This is a genomic window from Faecalicatena orotica, from assembly GCF_003149245.1.
In the GTDB taxonomy this organism is placed as follows: domain Bacteria; phylum Bacillota; class Clostridia; order Lachnospirales; family Lachnospiraceae; genus Faecalicatena_A; species Faecalicatena_A orotica.
The window spans coordinates 133,066-150,083 of sequence record NZ_QGDL01000002.1 but is presented as its reverse complement, the minus strand read 5'-3'; the positions used below and the strand labels follow the sequence as shown (position 1 = coordinate 150,083).

The following is a 17,018-nucleotide window of genomic DNA, read 5'->3' as shown; positions in this document are numbered from 1 at the left end:
CTTAATCGGCTTTCAGCTTTTTCACTTTTTCACGATTGGAAAATGCATCAAAGGCAACCGCAAGGATTAGTACCAGCCCCTTCACAACCTGCTGGTAGTACTCACCGATATTCATAATCGTCAGTCCCGTGCCAAGTACTCCGATGATTAAGGCTCCTAAGAATGCACCTGATATCTTCCCTTTTCCGCCGTTTACGCTGACACCGCCGATTACAACAGCTGTCACGACCTCTATCTCCATGCCTGTACCAGAAGCCGGGGCGCCGGAGCTGATCCTCGCCATCAGGATGGTACCTGCGATTCCTGCAAGAAAACCGCTGATCGAATAGAGGGAAACGGTAATCTTATCGACAGATACACCCGCCAGCCGCGCGGCCTCTATATTTCCCCCTATCGCGTAAATATACCGTCCAAAATAGGAGCGGTTCAGGATAAAGCCTGCGAAGAGTACGATGACCAGCATAATGATGACCGGAACCGGGATTCCGCCCACGTAGCCCTGCCCCAGTGTTACGACAGATTCCGGTATTTTATAAATAGGAAGTCCGCTCGAAATGATATAAGCAAGCCCCCTCGCAACTGTCATCATACCGAGTGTAATGACGATTGCCGATACTTTCAGCCGCACGATCAGAAAACCCGTGACGGTCCCGAAAACCGCTCCGGCCAGAAGTGTAACAAGGATCGCCAGCACAGGGGCAATCCTTACTTCCACCAGAAGTTTTGCACAAATTACGCCCGTCAGCCCAAGAAGGGACCCTACCGTAAGGTCCATTCCGCCGGAAATAATTACAAAAGTCATCCCTACGGATAAAATACTGAGCACCGCGACCTGCCTGAGTATATTGAAAATGTTTTTCGCCGCTAAAAATGAATCTGTCATGATTGAGAAAAATGCAATCAGCACGACCAAAATAATCACTGTGCTGAACTGCTTTAATATATTTTTGTTCTTCATCTGATATCCTCCCGCATTATTTTCCTGAAGCCAGATCCAGAATTTTAGCCTGGGTCGCCTCTTCTTTTGAAAGTTCTCCCGTCACTTCGCCCTCATGCATAACCATGATCCGGTCTGACATGCCTAGCAGCTCCGGCATTTCCGATGAAATCATAATAATTGCCATCCCCTCCCGTGCAAGCTCGTTCATCAGGACATAGATTTCCTGTTTTGCTCCCACATCGATTCCCCTTGTCGGCTCATCGAAGATGATAATATCAGATTTTCCTGCCAGCGATTTTGCAAGCACGACCTTCTGCTGGTTCCCGCCTGACAGATTCTTTGTCAGCTGTTCCATAGAAGGAGTCTTGATTCTCAGACGCTCGATAAACTGGTTCGATAAGTCTTTATCCTTCTTTCGATTGACAATAGATCCTTTCGAGATACCCTTGATCGAAATAAAAGAGATATTTTCACGGATCGACATCTCCAGAAGTGCACCATGCTTCTTCCTGTCCTCCGGAATCAGGGCAATCCCCTCCTTAATACCGTCCTTCGGGCTCGAGATATCCGCCCTCTTTCCATCAATCCAGATCTCACCCTGCGCTATAGGGTCTGCCCCGAAAACTGCCCTTGCCGTTTCCGTCCTTCCTGCCCCCACAAGCCCGGCCAGTCCGAGGATCTCCCCCTTCCTGACATAAAAAGAGATATCCTTAAGCAGCGCATGTGTATACAGATGCTTCACCTCTAACGCGACCTCCCCGATCTCCCTGTCAGCTTTCGGGAATTGTTCCTCCAGAGTCCTGCCTACCATCATATTGATCAGTTCCGGGCGGTTCGTCTCCTTTGTAAGCTTTGTACCGATATACTGGCCATCCCTCATAATCGTGATCCGGTCTGAAATGCGGAAGATTTCCTCCATCCTGTGGGAAATATAGATGACTGACACGCCTTTTTCCTTCAATTTATTCACAATGCCAAACATGGCCTCGATTTCTCTCGTCGTAAGCGGGGCAGAAGGTTCGTCCATAATCAGAACCTTCACATCCCCCGTAATCGTCTTTGCGATTTCTACCAGCTGCTGGTAGGCGACTGTCAGGCTTTTTACAGGGGCGGTTACATCAATCTCAATTCCAAACTCCTTCATGATCTCTTCCGCTTTCTGGTTCATAAGCCTCCTGTCTATAGTGAGTCCCTTCTTCAATTTCTGTCCCAGAAATATATTTTCCGCGATCGAAAGTTCGGGAACCAGGTTAAATTCCTGATAAATCACCCCGATTCCCAGCTTTTGTGATAGTGCCGGTGTCATATTCCCATATTCCGTTCCTTCAAAATATATACTGCCGGCATTCGGCCTGACGGCACCGGATATCGTCTTGATCAGGGTTGACTTCCCGGCACCATTCTCGCCCATCAATGCATGGACTTCTCCGGGATAAAACTGGATACTGATATGGTCCAGCGCTTTTACGCCGGGATATTCCTTCGTAATGTTTTTAAGTTCCAGTACTGCCTGCATACCTTTCCTCCTCTAAAAAATGGTGCAAAAAGGGCATCGCCTTTTCACTGAGGCAATAATCTCCAGAAAAAACGATGCCGTTTTTGATTTCAAACAGAATATAATATCCCGTTTCACAATTTTATTTTACATAATCTTTGATATTGTCCGGTGTCACTGCAACCAGTTCCTGATTAAAGTCCTTCTCGACATCCTCACCTTTGATCACCTTCACACAGGTCTCCACAAGCTGTTTCCCTGTAGCTGTCGGATTCTGGTCGACGGTAAACTGGTAGATTGTCCCCTCAGAAATCTTGTTCAAAGCTTCTTCTGTCGCATCAACACCTGCGATAATGTATTTCTTCGGATCGGTCATGCCGTTTGCCTTAAATGCCTCATATGCCCCGAGAGCCGCGCCATCGCTGACTCCGCACACAATCCTTAAGTCCGGGTTCGCCTGCAGGAAGTTCTCCGTGGCAGTCATGCCTTCCGCCTGATCCGCTGCTGTCGCGTCAGCAACAAATTCTACATTCGGTGCGTTCTCGGCTACACCTTCCATGATTCCGACCTTCCTCTGGATTACGGATTCCAAAAGGTCATAATTCAAGGTCGCCGCTTCAATCTTCTCATCTGTCCCCCAGTTATCAGCAATCCACTTGCCGACAGCAAGTCCCTGTGTGTATCCTAACTGATACTCATCAGCCCCGATATAAGCATCATAACCGTCTACCTTGGAAGTATGGCAGACAACCGCGATTCCGGCTTCTTTTGCCTCTTTAATAACCGGCGCTACTGCTTCCGTATCAACCGCCGTCACAATAATGCCGTCAACACCTGCCGAGATAAAGTTCTCCAGCGCCGCTACCTGCGTCTCGGAAGAGTTGTCCGCATCATTGACGATCAGCTCCCCGCCAGTCTCATCCACTGCTGCCTGTGCAGAATCCACCATATCGATGAAAAACTGTCCAGACATCGTAAGAACGGAAATCCCGAGCTTGTACCCGTCATCCTTTGCATTGTCCTCCTTGCCCGAATCAGAAGCAGGACTGTCCTCCCCGCCTTTGCTGCTGCATCCAGCCGCCAGACTTACTGCCATGACGGTACATAAAATCACACTTAATATTCTTTTCTTCATTGTATTTCCTCCCTGTTCGCTTGGCTTTATATTCACCTTTTCCAGAAGGTATGCCGGCCAGGCCTCAGGAAAAGGGAAATATCAATTCGTCGTTTCTCTCACAATGAGTTCTCCATCAAATACAATATGGTCCTCCGTCTCTCTGCCCTCAATTTTGGCAATCACAATCTCAGCAGCCTTCTGGCCCATCCTTCGGATAGGCTGGCTGATCGTCGTCAGCGGAGGTTCAATCATCTCGCTTAAAGAAATATTATCAAACCCAATGATATTCATATCCTCGGGGATTCTGACCCCCTTCTTCTGAAGGTGCTGCACACATCCAATTGCAAGTGTATCAATCGCAGCCAGTATGGCATCCGGCCTTTCTTCGAGCCCTATAAAATACTCGGCGGCCTCATGCCCTAATTTGATATAGTCAGGCTCCTTCTTCTGGGTAATCCGGTAAACAAACTCCTCGCGGTACGGCAGCCCGCAGTCCTTCAGCCCTTGGAGATAGCCTTCGTACCGTTCCTCAATCACACTGATATCGCTGGTATTTCTGATATATCCGATCTTGTGCCTGCCATGCTCGTACAGATAATGGACCGCCCTGCGGTTCCCCTTAAATCCATCTGTATAAACATAAGCTACATCATCACTCTCTGAAAAAATCTTATTCGTAAACACAACCGGGAGCTGCCTCGATAATTCTTTTAAGTAATTCAGCATGGCTTCACTGTTAGAATATGTATTATAAATAATCCCGTCTACTTTCCTCTTCAGCAGTTCCTTTGTATATTCAATCTCCGCGTTGGCATGGCGCTCCGTATTACAGACGAGTACCATATAACCATATTCCAGGGCAACATCCTCCACCCCGCGGAACATCTCACTGTAAAATATATTCGTATATTCGGGAACCATCATCGCGATTGTCTTCGTCCGCCCTGTACGGATTCCCTGTGCAAAATAACTGGGGGAATACTTCAGCTCCTTAATCGCTTTCTCCACAGCTATCCTTGTCTCTTCTTTTACCCCGTCTTCTCCATTCAACACTCTGGACACGGTTGACTTTGATACTCCTGCCGCTTTTGCGACATCAAATATTGTACTCATATGCGAACTTCCTTTCATGTGCTTTGTATTTCATTATACAAGAATGTCCGCTTCATTACCATAAAAGTTGTTAGGGAACGTTCCCGAAAAAGTGTAAAAAAATAAGTACTGGTGTTTTATTAATATAAAATATACTGACGTATATATGTTTATCGTTTAGGGAACGTTCCCATTCCCTAAATCAAATATACTATCTGTCCCCTGATTTGTCAACAGTTTTTGCTCATTTCGTAATCTTTCACAAACTTTTCGTTTTCTTTTTATACATATTACCCAAAAGAATCCGGTTGAAATGGCCGGTCCAGTCCATGTTCGAGCTGCCCGTTATCCCGCCAGAATTTCTTCCACATGATATGGCTTACCCCGATTTTATTCATTGCCTCTAACATCTTCACTTTCTGCGGCGTCAGCTCATAAATCCCCGCCAGCAGGGCCGCTGCTTCCCGGTCAAACTGTCCCTTTCCGGCGAAGCCTGCCCCCAGCGCATTCAGATGTTTGAACCGCTTTCTGTTCATAAATTCAGGAAGCATCGATGTCCCAGCCGCATCGCCATTGGTCACGGTGCCAAGGTTCTCATACCCTAAGCGTCCCGCAAACTGGTCTAAATAACGCACTAAAAATCTTGCCTGCGCCCCTTCTATAAAGCCTGCCTGCACGACAAACCCAATCTTCTGCCCTTCCCCGCACGGGCGCATCTGTTCGAACAGCTTCATCACAATCCCGGGCATTGCATGGACATACAGCGGCATAAAAATGAGTAACGTATCATACTGCCGGAGCATTTCCGCAAGGGTTTCCGGGTCTTCTTTTACTGCATATCTGACCGGATATTCCTCACCCGCACCAGATAAAAACTGCCGGATAAAGATTTCCGTATTTCCATTCTTTCCCCGAGGGGAGCCATTTATAATCAGAGTACTCATGCTGTTCTCTCTTTCTTCTCATTTTCAGAGTGAATCAATACTTTTGGAATGTGGAAATGATAAAAGACACGGCCCAGATATTCTTCATATAGTATCCGTGCCTCACGGCTGCTGAAATCTCCTTTGTAATAAACCTCAATCTCCGGATAATGATCATACCGCGTCACATGCATGGATTCCCCTGTCCTGTAAGTCGTATAGGGCAGAAAATGGGGGATCATCCTGTCAAATAGTGTTTTCAGCTTCCCGCTTACGAAATCACAGGATACGCCAATATAAAAGATGACCTTATCGGCCTGCATAAACGCCCTGTAAAAATCATCCAGGTCATGGGATGCACACCGCCCCGGGGTTCTCTGCCAGCAGCTCCAGCAGCCGGTGCAGTCCCGGACTTCCCTCGATGACAAATCCAGTATAAAGGTTCCTTTTTCCGCAGCCGGGGTATCTTCCCTCTCACTGACGATTACTGTCCTCATACGCTCTCCTCCTTTGAAATATAATCCGCCATTGCCATCACAAGTACATCCAGAGCCTCCTGTTTTCCCCGCTCGCTGAACATTTCATTAGAGGCAACGACACTTAAACAGTCCGTCAGCATTGCGACCGCTTCCATCTTGTCATTTCCCACTTTCAGCAGTTCGAGGCTCCTCTTAAAATAATCATCAGACTTCTTCGCCTCACGCTCCCTGTATTCGGCAGGCAGTTTTCTCAGAAGGATCTCCAGGTCGGCCGGGGATAAAAATAATATCAGGCTGTCCTGTGACAGCATCACTTCCCTGATCAGTGCTGCGCACCGTTCCCTGTCACGCAGATCCTGCTGCATAATCTCTTCCATGCGCGCAAATAATGCTTTCTCATTCTGCTTAAGCACTTCATAGATGCATACTTCTTTTGATGGATAATACATATAAAATGCTCCCTTGCTGATTCCTACGGCTTCTGTAATATCATCCACGGTTACCTTGCGTACTCCTTTTTTCCGGATAAGCCCGATCGTGGCATCATACATTGCATCCTTAACCAGACCGCGCTCTTCCTCTGAAACAATCTTGGGCATATTGGCTTCTCCTTTTTGTTGACTGTTTTTATTATTTTTAGTCATTATAGTCAGTTTAAACCATTATTGTCTCTTTGTCAAGAGGATACATCAAACAGGTTTGTCCGCCTGGCCCGCTTCTCGTGGTAAAAAAAGCAGACAGGGCTGCCCCAGAATAAAGTTTCCTTTACAGATATAAACCGCGGACGCATCATCCGCGGCATATCCTTCCGTTCCCTTTTTTCTAAGACAGCCCTGCCCGGCAGCCTTTTTTTACAAAATGCTCATATTCTCTTTGAAGATCAGCAGTTTATCCCCCGGCTTGATCGAATCGCCCTCCAGTTCGTTGACTTCCTTAATGCCCTCTATCGTTGTCATATAATTCTTTGCCAGATTCCACAGCTCATCTCCGTCTTTCACGACATATCCGACAATGCCCGGACGTTTCTCCATTTCTTCCATAGATACCGGGGTCAGCTCCACATCGGTAATTACCTGCATTGGAACCGGTTTTCGCATGAAGATATCGAATGCGAGGACTGCCTTGACTTCTACCGCTTCACTGCCGGCCAGATTCACAGAAAGCTGCTCTACATGGTAAGAAATATTGTAGCGCACGTCTTCCGTCATTCCCGGACACTCTAAAAGGTAGGAGAAAGGCACCATTCCCTGCCAGCCGCCGAACGGCATGGCATCATCCGCTCTCAGGTACAGGAAATTAAGATGCAGGATTCCCTCTATCTGAATACCGGCATCCGTCTGCTCCATATGCTCAATCTGGACACTGCCCTCACTGTGGCATATCTGCAGGACGTCATCCTTAAGTTCTGGAAGGGACAGTCTTTCGGATACCTTGCATTTCGAATAATTCTGGACTAGCAGCTCCTCATAAACCGCTTCCCTTGTCTCAAATCCACAATTCTGTTCAAGGGAGTATAAATCCTCCAGAAGTTCAACCTCTTCCTCCACATAAATATTCATTCTTAGATTCAGCGTCCCTTCGATACCCAGCAAACGCATTTCTCCGTCCTCATCCATACGGATATCCACGAGCGTGTCTTCCAGACTGCTGTGTACATAGTAATACATGCCCTCTTCCACACCGCCGCACTCAATCCGGCCCTCATAAGGAACGGTCTGCTCCAGCCAGTCTGTCTTCCCGTCCTCGGATAAATACATACAAAATACGAGCATTTCGCCTTTCAGCTGCATTTCATCCTGACCGAGCCGTATCTCCAGTTTTCTGCTGCTGACGTCGGTCAGCAATAGCTGCCCTATACTTTCTTTCGTGCCGGGAAGGGTGATTTCTTCCTTGATCCGGTAAGTATCTTTTTTGGTCGTGTGCAGCTCAAGAAGGTTTACACGTTTCATTTTCTTGTAAATGGGAACGGAACTGTCGATATCCACGGTCGTTTCCTCGTCCTCCAGCTTTTCCCTGCCGATTTCCATTTCTACCATCGCGCGGATGCTCAGCTTGCGGGAGTGCACGAGTGTGGAAGTAAATTCTACGCGGATATTCTGAATAAAATAGCTCTCCATCTCCCCGCCGTCAGTGTACACCATTTCTTCAAAAGGAATCTTCCCGTCCAGAACCGCCGGCTGTGGATCGCCTGTCGCTGTCACATAAAGAATCTGAAAATATAATTTTCCGGAGATGCGTATGTAATTCTCTACCAGCTTAATGTCCTCTATTTTTACCGTCCCGCTGCCCTGGATAATCTGCTGGACGTCTTCCTTTGCGTCAGGAACATTGTAATCCTCGTCCAGATAGAACTGGTCAAATGTCCGTTTCCCTTCCTGTGTGTAATGTACCTGTTTTTTAATCAATTCCATATGCGTCCTCCTCTAATCAAACACGACATTTTTGTCAATATATTCCAGTTTCACCACCACATAAGGGTATGTGACCACATCTTGTGTTTTCTCGCCCTTCTCAGGTCCCAGCAGATTCGTATGTATATAAACAGCATTTTCTGTTTCATAAAGCCCTGTCACTTCCACGCTGTACCCACTTTTCTTCTGCGGCCCGTACCCCTCCGCAATATACAGGTATCCCTGATCGGCATAGGTCAGCTTGAAAGGCATATCCCTGTTCTCCTGAATCGCCGCCTTTAACTCATCCGGCACCTTTTCCTTATCCATGACGGTAAAATCCAGATCCCGCAGTTTTTCCGTTTTCTGCGGACGCGAGATGCAGCCCGTCAGTGTCAGCGCTAACAAAAGAACCGACAGAAATAATATCCTGGAATACAGTTTCTTCATATCCATTCCCCGCGGTATATTCTCTCTATTATCTTATTATGCGGGGCAGATAAATATACCACCAAACATTACTATGCACAGTAACCGTCAAACTCCTTTGCCCTTTGACATAGAAACAGGTTAAGATAGCTGTAAAACAGAAAAAAATGCCGCAAATATCCTTCTCATTACTTGTTATTTGCTGTATGCTTTAGTATAATTGAAAAGCAAATATCTAAGGAGGGGGTTCCCTTCTGGTATATTTTATTTATTAAGAAAAGAGGATTTTCCTTATGTTCAGATTTATTTGTGTCGTAATTTTTCTGGTGACGTTTCTGATACTCTCGATCCCGGTTTTTCTGGTCGAATGGATCATCGGAAAGTTTAACCGCCAAAAAAGGGACTACAGCTCCCTGCGCATTGTGCAGTGGGCATTCAAAGTCATCCTGAAGTTTACAAGTGTTAAGACAACCGTGATCGGAGAAGAGCATGTACCGGACGAGCCGGTTCTTTTTATCGGGAACCACCGCAGCTTTTTCGATATCCTGCTTACATACTCCCGCTGCCGCCGGCTGACCGGCTATGTTGCAAAGAAGGAGATGGAGCACATCCCGCTGCTCTCCACGTGGATGCGTTATCTCTACTGCCTGTTCCTTGACAGAGAGAATCCAAAGGAAGGGCTCAAGACGATTTTACAGGCAATCGATTATGTCAAGAACGGAATCTCCATCTGTATTTTCCCGGAGGGGACCCGCAACAAAGGCGAGGAATTAAGTATGCTCCCGTTCAAAGACGGCGCATTTAAAATCGCTACCAAGACAAACTGTGCGATCATTCCTGTTTCTATGAATAACACATGTGCCATATTTGAAAAACAATTTCCAAGAATTAAAAAGGTGCATGTTGTCATTGAATACGGAGAACCAATTTATCCGAACAATCTGGATAAAGAAGACAAGAAGCATATCGGAAGTTATGTACAGAATATCATTCAGGAAACGATACGCAAGAATGCAGACCTTGTATAGTTTCGGAGCAGTATCTAAATGCATCTTTTAAAGTGATAAAACGTAAATATCCCCACCGGAATTCATGTTTCGCAGCATTGAATTTCCGGTGGGGATATGCTTTTTCTAATTTCCCCAGTTATCTGACTTTCCGGCAGGATCAGTTCGCAGCATGGTCACTGCGCTTCTTTTCCAGTATTCTTGCATTATCTTCCACTCTCTTCTTCCCTAATGGATATAAAAATTTTAAAACAACTGCCAGAAGAATGAAGCCCGCGGCAGGTACCAGACAGGTAATGTTATAAATCCCATTCACAACACTCTCCTCATAAGCGGAAGCCTGTGTATATCCTACAATTGCAAGCAGGCCGCCCGTCAGCCCGGAAGATGCCGCCTGCCCCAGCTTACGTGCAAAGGAATAGACTGCATAGATGGTTCCGTCTGAGCGCTCTCCCGTCCGCACCTCTGTATCATCAATGACATCGGTAATCATCGCCCAGCAGATCAGACTATAAACAGCAAGCCCACTATAAGCCAGTGCATACATCCCTACGAATACCCATGCATTGTGGGTGTGCAGGAAAAATGTAATTACGAGTGCACCTGCTCCAAATAAGGCACTCATGATTCCCAGTTCCTTTCTCCCGAACTTTTGGGACAGCTTTACGGTAAACGCTGCACAGACCAGTGTAACAGCCGTACTGACCAGCCCTGATGCAGACTGTGCCCTGATATTCCCAAAGTAGTTAGGGTAAATATAGGACGACATCGCACCCAGTGTCAGCTGGGCCAGCAAAAGACAGATGGAGGCCGCCACAATCCCTACTAAGGCTCTGTTTTTTACAAGGCTGCCAAGCAGTTCCCTCAAGTCAAATTTTTCTGTCTTCTGCGGCAGCTTAACCCGCTCGGTGGTCATATTGTAACAGAGGATATAGCAGATTACCGCACATATAGAGCAGGCCAGTGCTGCAATGCTCATTTTCGTTCCTGATAAAGCACTGTTTCCATTCGCATCGGTATAGTAAACGAACAGCGGCAGTGCAACGCCGATAACCGTATTAGCCAGTGTGGCACCGATGGTCCTCCAGTTAGACAATTGGGCCCTCTCAGCAGGCTCACTGGAAATAGCAGACGCCATAGAACCATATGGTATATTAATGCCCGTATAGCAGATACTTCCCCACAGCAGGTATGTAAAAAACATCCAGAATATCTTGAATCCCATGCTCATGTCCTGAAACCAGCTGGCATACATGAGGAGAGATGCGACTGCCACCGGACCGCACATCCTGCGGATCCAGGGCAGGAATTTCCCCTTTGCCCCCACCTTGCTTCGGTCTGTAATCTGTCCCATGATTACATCCGTAAAGGCATCCACGAAACGGGCCGCCATCATCATCAGTCCCACCAACCCCGCAGAAACGCCCATGACGTCTGTATAAAATTTCAGCAGGAACATAGAAGACAGTATAAATGTGAAATCATTTCCAAAATCTCCAAACATGTATCCCAGCTTATCAGCAAATCCAAATTTTTTTATCGAAGTATTGTTAGCTCCCATAAAATCTTCCTCCTCTTATCTTTCATGCGTTCCTTTTAATTGTAAGGCCGGGCACCTTTCCGCCCGGCCTTACGCATGTCCCTTAACATGCCTACAGTTCAAACCAGTTTCCATATCCCATCTCAGTCAGATGTTCTTTACTGATACGCAGGCTCTCAAAGGGATCTCTTCCATATGTATTATCCTGTTCGATCAGAAAATATTCACTTCCTCCCGCAAGACCGGCTTCCATACATTCCTTAATTGGCAGTGTTCCCTCTCCCACTTCGGCAAATTCCACCATATTTGCAAATGCCTGCATAAAGGATGCAGAATCAAACACACCTTCCGGCAGCTTCATCTGTCCAATGCGGTAATCCTTCAGGTGCAGGAGACGGATCCGTCCTGCATATTTTTTTATGTATTCCACAGGGTCCTCCCCGCCTCTCTTAATCCAGTGTATGTCCAGCTCAAACCCCATCTGTTTTGTGGTATCTTTGATAATGTCCAGCAGATACCGGCCGCCATATCTTATAAATTCCATATGATGGTTGTGGTAGTAGAGGTCAATGCCCCTCTCTCTTAGTTTAAGCGCCATTTCGTCCGCCCGTTTCACAAAATCCAGCGCCTCCTCCTCACTGCCCATGCAGCTTATCGGGAGCATGCCAATCCGGAGCATATCACAATTTAATATCTTGCAGTCCTCTACAATTTTTTCAAAATTCTCAGTCAGGTATTCTCCCGGCATCCCCGGGGTTATCGGTTCTAAAGCTGCTGTGCAGGCTGCTGCCTTAATTCCGAAATCATCACACGCCTTTTTCATTCCCGCTACATTCTCCGGCGTCATTGGAATCTGGCTGATTTCCACGCAGTGGAACCCCAGCTTTGCACATGCCTCTAAAGTACCATATGCGCCTAATTCATCTATTTTTTCTTTGATCGTGCTCATCTGAACACCAATTAATCCTTTTTTCATGATTTTACGTTCCTTTCTATCTCTACAAAGTAATAAACTGACCGGTTCTTCCAGACTTCTGTATGGCATCTATCAGCCTCATGCTCATTACCGCATCCGATACGTGAAGGTAGTTCTGGCTCTCCCTTTCAAGCGCATCGTAAAACAGTGTAATAAGCCTGCCGTGGCTGGCCCCATAATAAAACTTTGTCCCCGGAACCTTATTGTCCTCTGCCAATTCCACTTTGCCGCCGTCCGGCATCAGACGGTACAAAATATTATCCATGATTACAAATTCCGCCCTTTCAAGCTGCACCGCTATCTGAACGCTCTCGTTTTTATAATTCGCGTTGGTAGCTGTAAACAATCCGGAAGCGCCACTCTCATAAATAAGGCGTGCCGTAACCGTGTCCTCCACCTCGATCCCGTAATCCAGAAGCTGCCCTGAGGATGCCTTTACCCCTTTTACAGGGCCGCCCAGATAATAGAGTAAATCCAGCGTATGGATGGACTGGTTAATCATACATCCGCCCCCGGCGGTTTTCCATTTTCCCCGCCACGGTTTTTCCTCATAATATTCTCTGGTTCTGCACCATAAGACGCTTCCCCTTGTTCCTGTCACATTCCCATACTCCCGGCTGTCAATGATTTTCTTTAGCATTTCGACAGACTCATTAAAACGGTTCTGCAGGCAGATTCCTATGTGCATCTTTGGGTGTTCCTTCTCAAAAGCTGCAAACTCTGCAGCCTCCTTTGCATTTATAGCTGCAGGCTTTTCACAGAATACGTGGGCCCCCATGCCGATACATGCCCGGGATACGGGTACATGCAGATAATGCGGCAGGCAGATATGGACGGAATCCGGCTTCTCTTGTCTGAGCATTTCTTCATAATCTGTATAAAATGGGATTGACTCCGGTGCATAAGCTTTCCGTTCTGCATCAATGTCACAGACAGCTGCCAGCATAATATTCGGATTTTCCTGAATCGCCCGGATATGAATGCCAGATATATCCCCCAGACCGATTACGGCTGCTTTCTTCATTCTCCATCCTCCTTTCACTTCCCCTGACGTACAGGAAACAAGCCTTCTTCAGCAATCCGCTTATTAAGCTCTTCGAGATATAAGTCCTCATCTACAGGATTGTCCACTTCCTTTCCCAGCCACGAAGAAAGCAGAGTTGCATTCGCTAAGTTCACACCATGAATCCCCTCCGATCCCGGTGCCAGAAGAGGGGCCCCCGTCAGGATATGTAATGCGAAATCCTCCATAACCGTCATATGCTGTGCGCCCCAGCAGTCGGCGTTCTCAAAGGTTTCCACCGTGAACATTTCATTGGATTTCGCTGCATTCCCCTGTACAAGCTGCATCACGTCCAGCATACTCAGCGTGGCGTTCATCTCGGCTTCACTCTTTTTAAGGCGTATCACCGTGGCTGTCGCACTTCCCTCAACCACAATCTTCCCGCCGGACAAGTCAATCTCCAGACGGTCCGTACCAATCGGGTCATGGGTGCAGGTAATGAAGCTTCCCGTGGCCCCGTTCGGGTATTCGGTCACGATAGTCACATCATTCTCCACACCGATTTCTCTGTGACATCCATACAGGCACTTGGCGTATACCTTACTCGGCACGCCACAGATCCATTGCCATAAATCCAGCTGGTGGGGAGCCTGGTTCACAAGAACCCCTCCGCCTTCCCCGCCCCATGTGGCCCGCCAGTCACTCTGCCGGTAATAACTGTCCGGCCTCCACCATGAATTAATGATCCAGTTGGAACGGCGGATTTCACCCAGCTCTTTGGAATCCACTATTGCTTTTATTTTCTGGTATAATTGGTTCGTACGCTGGTTAAACATGATTCCAAACGCCACGTCAGGATGGGCTGCCGCACACTCATTCATCTCGCGGACTGCCTTTGCATAAACACCTGCCGGTTTTTCCACCAGTACATGGCAGCCGTGTTCTAAGCAGTAAATGGCAATTTCCGGATGCAGATAGTGGGGGACTGTAGTCACCACGGCGTCCACATCTCCTGAATTCACCATCTCCTTCCAGTCTTTATAGAAAGGAATTTCCGGATACTTCTCCCTGCAGATTGCTTCTTTCTCAGGATCAATATCACACAGGGCACCCAGAGTACAGTGAGGCGGGCACTCTGGCGCCGGGATTCCCTGAACTCCTCCCTTACCTGTTAAAAAACCAGCATAGGCCCCTCCCTGGGCACCAATACCAATGAGTCCAAAACGAATCTTTTTTTCCATAACTTCCTTCTCCTTTTCATTTTTTATAAACTGCACTTTTTGAATCTCGTTTCCCAGCCGGAAGATACATTTACATCCCCTCCAGAATTTTACATAAAGCATGGTACTGCATGGCATATCCTTCTGCTCCGTCCTTCGCCTTGTTCTCGCGGATAATACTCTTCGCATCCTCCCTTTCCAGAGATGACAGGGAATCAAACAGTACCAGATGGGGTTCCAGCGTTAAAAATCCCTCATACCCTTCTTCCCGGATGGCCCGTGTCAGAAGCTTTTGAATCTTTCCATCTCCCGTTCCACATACTACATTTTCCTTATTTCCAGATTGTGCATCTTTGATGTGGATATAAGAAATATAAGGTTTTAAAAGATTCCAGCATGCCTCGGTATCTTCTTTACACTGTACAAAATTAGCAAAGTCAAATGCACAGCGAAGGTGTGGGTCTCTAAATTCTTCCATTAGTAATCTGCACCGTTCTTTGGTATCACCGAAAATCCCTTTTTCATTCTCATGGAGGAGAACCAATCCATAATTTTGGGCGATTTCTAAAAACCGGGCCATTCTGGTAAAAACCGTCTCCCTATAGTCCTCTGGGTTCTTTCCATCTGGAATGTAAAAACTGAAGATCCGGATATATCTGCAGTTTAAAATCCCTGCAATCCTGCACAGGGTGTCCAGCTGCTTAAGCTGCTTTTGAAACCCCTCTTCATCTTCCACCCCTGTCTTGCCGATCGGGGACCCCAGTGAGGATACCTGAACTTTAAACCGTGCAAGTTCAGGCAGAAGCTGTTCTTTTACTTCCTCCTCCGTGTACGCTTCAATCCCCTTTCTATTTGCAGACCTGAGTGAAATGTAGTGCATCCCCAGTCCCGTTACGGTTTCCAGCTGGGTTGTAAAATCGGCACTGATTTCGTCTGCAAATCCGGAAATCATAAACTTCTCTTTCATTTCTTCCCTCCTTCAGATTTTATCGAGTAAACACACTCTAGCACGGATATTTAAAATCCAGCAGGACAAATATTGGTGATTCAGGTAATATGATTTGTTTTTATCTTATAAACAAAAAAATAGAACCCCTTTTCAATTAAGGGGTCCTGCATTCTTCGGATAACTCTTTACCTGCCGGACATATTCGGTGGGCGTCATCCCAATTATTTTTTTAAATAGTTTTCGAAAGTAGTTTGCATCATAGATGCCGCTTTCCGAAGCTACATCCTGAATCTGCATATTAGTGGAATTAAGAAGTTTTATGGCCTGCCTGATTCTCTGCTGGTTTACATAATCGGAGTAAGTCACGCTCATCTCTTTCTTAAATAAAGTTGATAAATAACTGGAATTCACAGAATACTCTTCCGCCATCCGTTTTAAAGACAAATCGTCTGTCAGATTTAAATTGATATGGTTCACTACTTTTTGAATCACCGGAGAACAGCCGCGCAGGGAGTAGTTGCGCACCAGCATACAATATTTTCGGAGTATTTCTTCAATAAAGCGGTCGTATTCCTGTCTCCTGCTGATTGTTTCAATCCGCTTAGACATCTCGACAGACAGGGCGTCTATATGAGCCGGATGGACACCTCCCGCCTCGGCCGCTTTCCGGCACACAGTATTGGCAATAACCAGCCTGTTTCTCAGATTGCGTACCGGGTCCTTGTACCTGTTGTCTACCTTGTATTTTCCCATCAGGTTAAAAGCTTTCACAGCCTCTTCGGTATTACCGGCGGATATCGCCTTCAGCATATCCGCCTCGACGGCATAGCGCTCCTCAATCATTCGAAAGGACAGTACATCTTTTGCTGTCTCAAACTGATATTCGCTTATGAGTCCCGTCAGGGTCACATATTCCTCCCGGATGCGCATTTTTTCCTGATACAGGACCCGCGTCATGGTTCTGCACATTTCTCTCCACTGGTCCATATTATTCAGAATCGGTACAGCGTTGTAGTATTCCTTCATTTCATTCACATAGCTTCTGGGGATCGCCTTTCTCTCCATCAGCTCATTCAGCTGTACCTGATCCAGATATCCGTCCCTGTAAGGCCCCAGAATCACAAAATCCCCATATGGCTCCTCCTTTGGTATCGGGACTACACTGTATTCCACATCAAAATAATCATTTACATAACAAATCGTTCCCTCTCTGCCAAAATCTCTGATTAACTGGATAAAATATTCCTTTTCCCCCGGCTGCAGCAGCGTCTGGCGGAGTCCCAGGTCGAAATCCGGTATGTCATCTGTCCCGGATTTTACCAATGTCAGATTAATATTGCTGCACCAAACAACGTGTTTCCACATTTCCATAAAATCAACCGTCATAGACTTCCTTCACTACTTTCTTTTTTCAACATTATATACTATATCCGTGCCCTTTTCTACACACAGACACTT

At 46.6% G+C, this 17,018-nt stretch carries 16 protein-coding genes; 1 reads left to right on the top strand and 15 read right to left on the bottom strand.

Going from position 1 to position 17,018, the window contains the following annotated elements; genetic code table 11:
* Window position 1 precedes the first annotated feature (1 nt).
* The 9 genes from A8806_RS04530 to A8806_RS04490 form a co-directional block, all read right to left on the bottom strand.
* Entirely contained in the window at window positions 2–958 is a 957-nt protein-coding gene (locus A8806_RS04530) for an ABC transporter permease (protein WP_109729997.1), read from the bottom strand.
* 16 nt (window positions 959–974) lie between these two features.
* A complete protein-coding gene (locus A8806_RS04525; RefSeq protein ID WP_109729996.1) occupies window positions 975–2,456 on the bottom strand; it encodes a sugar ABC transporter ATP-binding protein in 1,482 nt (493 codons plus the stop codon).
* 121 nt (window positions 2,457–2,577) lie between these two features.
* Window positions 2,578–3,570 (bottom strand): sugar ABC transporter substrate-binding protein, encoded by a 993-nt coding sequence (locus A8806_RS04520; RefSeq protein WP_109729995.1) that lies wholly within the window; start codon window positions 3,568–3,570, stop codon window positions 2,578–2,580.
* Between the two features lie 81 nt (window positions 3,571–3,651).
* Window positions 3,652–4,665: a LacI family DNA-binding transcriptional regulator gene (locus A8806_RS04515; protein WP_181368582.1), complete on the bottom strand. Its 1,014-nt coding sequence runs from the start codon at window positions 4,663–4,665 to the stop codon at window positions 3,652–3,654.
* Between the two features lie 269 nt (window positions 4,666–4,934).
* The gene (locus A8806_RS04510) at window positions 4,935–5,588 is read right to left on the bottom strand and encodes a flavodoxin family protein (protein ID WP_109729993.1); all 654 of its coding nucleotides are present in this window, start codon (window positions 5,586–5,588) and stop codon (window positions 4,935–4,937) included.
* Window positions 5,585–6,064, bottom strand: coding sequence for a flavodoxin family protein (locus tag A8806_RS04505; protein WP_109729992.1), 480 nt, complete (start codon window positions 6,062–6,064; stop codon window positions 5,585–5,587). Before A8806_RS04505 ends, A8806_RS04510 begins: the two co-directional genes overlap by 4 nt.
* Window positions 6,061–6,645: a TetR/AcrR family transcriptional regulator gene (locus A8806_RS04500; RefSeq protein WP_181368581.1), complete on the bottom strand. Its 585-nt coding sequence runs from the start codon at window positions 6,643–6,645 to the stop codon at window positions 6,061–6,063. The genes A8806_RS04505 and A8806_RS04500 overlap by 4 nt, the downstream gene beginning before the upstream one ends.
* Window positions 6,646–6,897: 252 nt before the next feature.
* A complete protein-coding gene (locus A8806_RS04495; RefSeq protein WP_109729990.1) occupies window positions 6,898–8,457 on the bottom strand; it encodes a DUF3794 and LysM peptidoglycan-binding domain-containing protein in 1,560 nt (519 codons plus the stop codon).
* 12 nt (window positions 8,458–8,469) lie between these two features.
* Window positions 8,470–8,886, bottom strand: a complete 417-nt coding sequence (locus A8806_RS04490) for a protease complex subunit PrcB family protein (RefSeq protein WP_109729989.1) — start codon at window positions 8,884–8,886, stop codon at window positions 8,470–8,472.
* A gap of 272 nt (window positions 8,887–9,158) precedes the next feature.
* Between A8806_RS04490 and A8806_RS04485 the strand changes: the two genes are divergently transcribed.
* Window positions 9,159–9,893, top strand: a complete 735-nt coding sequence (locus A8806_RS04485) for a lysophospholipid acyltransferase family protein (protein WP_109729988.1) — start codon at window positions 9,159–9,161, stop codon at window positions 9,891–9,893.
* 139 nt (window positions 9,894–10,032) lie between these two features.
* Here the strand turns inward: A8806_RS04485 and A8806_RS04480 are convergent, their stop codons facing one another.
* The 6 genes from A8806_RS04480 to A8806_RS04455 all read right to left on the bottom strand — a co-directional run bounded on the left by A8806_RS04480 (window position 10,033) and on the right by A8806_RS04455 (window position 16,946).
* A complete protein-coding gene (locus A8806_RS04480; RefSeq protein WP_109729987.1) occupies window positions 10,033–11,433 on the bottom strand; it encodes an MFS transporter in 1,401 nt (466 codons plus the stop codon).
* A 91-nt stretch (window positions 11,434–11,524) separates the two neighbouring features.
* Window positions 11,525–12,388 carry a sugar phosphate isomerase/epimerase family protein gene (locus tag A8806_RS04475; protein WP_109729986.1) on the bottom strand — a complete coding sequence of 288 codons (864 nt, stop codon included), beginning with the start codon at window positions 12,386–12,388 and terminating at the stop codon, window positions 11,525–11,527.
* 22 nt (window positions 12,389–12,410) lie between these two features.
* Complete coding sequence (locus A8806_RS04470) at window positions 12,411–13,412, bottom strand: Gfo/Idh/MocA family protein (protein WP_109729985.1); 1,002 nt, start codon at window positions 13,410–13,412, stop codon at window positions 12,411–12,413.
* Between the two features lie 14 nt (window positions 13,413–13,426).
* Entirely contained in the window at window positions 13,427–14,632 is a 1,206-nt protein-coding gene (locus tag A8806_RS04465) for a Gfo/Idh/MocA family protein (protein WP_109730225.1), read from the bottom strand.
* A gap of 70 nt (window positions 14,633–14,702) precedes the next feature.
* Window positions 14,703–15,578: a sugar phosphate isomerase/epimerase family protein gene (locus A8806_RS04460; RefSeq protein WP_109729984.1), complete on the bottom strand. Its 876-nt coding sequence runs from the start codon at window positions 15,576–15,578 to the stop codon at window positions 14,703–14,705.
* A 132-nt stretch (window positions 15,579–15,710) separates the two neighbouring features.
* Window positions 15,711–16,946, bottom strand: coding sequence for a helix-turn-helix domain-containing protein (locus tag A8806_RS04455; protein WP_109729983.1), 1,236 nt, complete (start codon window positions 16,944–16,946; stop codon window positions 15,711–15,713).
* Window positions 16,947–17,018 lie beyond the last annotated feature (72 nt).

Excerpts from the sequence above, each read along its gene's own strand:
- A8806_RS04530 (WP_109729997.1), bottom strand. The coding sequence starts at position 958 with ATGAAGAACAAAAATATATTAAAGCAGTTCAGCACAGTGATTATTTTG.
- A8806_RS04525 (WP_109729996.1), bottom strand. The coding sequence starts at position 2,456 with ATGCAGGCAGTACTGGAACTTAAAAACATTACGAAGGAATATCCCGGC.
- A8806_RS04520 (WP_109729995.1), bottom strand. The coding sequence starts at position 3,570 with ATGAAGAAAAGAATATTAAGTGTGATTTTATGTACCGTCATGGCAGTA.
- A8806_RS04515 (WP_181368582.1), bottom strand. The coding sequence starts at position 4,665 with ATGAGTACAATATTTGATGTCGCAAAAGCGGCAGGAGTATCAAAGTCA.
- A8806_RS04510 (WP_109729993.1), bottom strand. The coding sequence starts at position 5,588 with ATGAGTACTCTGATTATAAATGGCTCCCCTCGGGGAAAGAATGGAAAT.
- A8806_RS04505 (WP_109729992.1), bottom strand. The coding sequence starts at position 6,064 with ATGAGGACAGTAATCGTCAGTGAGAGGGAAGATACCCCGGCTGCGGAA.
- A8806_RS04500 (WP_181368581.1), bottom strand. The coding sequence starts at position 6,645 with ATGCCCAAGATTGTTTCAGAGGAAGAGCGCGGTCTGGTTAAGGATGCA.
- A8806_RS04495 (WP_109729990.1), bottom strand. The coding sequence starts at position 8,457 with ATGGAATTGATTAAAAAACAGGTACATTACACACAGGAAGGGAAACGG.
- A8806_RS04490 (WP_109729989.1), bottom strand. The coding sequence starts at position 8,886 with ATGAAGAAACTGTATTCCAGGATATTATTTCTGTCGGTTCTTTTGTTA.
- A8806_RS04485 (WP_109729988.1), top strand. The coding sequence starts at position 9,159 with ATGTTCAGATTTATTTGTGTCGTAATTTTTCTGGTGACGTTTCTGATA.
- A8806_RS04480 (WP_109729987.1), bottom strand. The coding sequence starts at position 11,433 with ATGGGAGCTAACAATACTTCGATAAAAAAATTTGGATTTGCTGATAAG.
- A8806_RS04475 (WP_109729986.1), bottom strand. The coding sequence starts at position 12,388 with ATGAAAAAAGGATTAATTGGTGTTCAGATGAGCACGATCAAAGAAAAA.
- A8806_RS04470 (WP_109729985.1), bottom strand. The coding sequence starts at position 13,412 with ATGAAGAAAGCAGCCGTAATCGGTCTGGGGGATATATCTGGCATTCAT.
- A8806_RS04465 (WP_109730225.1), bottom strand. The coding sequence starts at position 14,632 with ATGGAAAAAAAGATTCGTTTTGGACTCATTGGTATTGGTGCCCAGGGA.
- A8806_RS04460 (WP_109729984.1), bottom strand. The coding sequence starts at position 15,578 with ATGAAAGAGAAGTTTATGATTTCCGGATTTGCAGACGAAATCAGTGCC.
- A8806_RS04455 (WP_109729983.1), bottom strand. The coding sequence starts at position 16,946 with ATGACGGTTGATTTTATGGAAATGTGGAAACACGTTGTTTGGTGCAGC.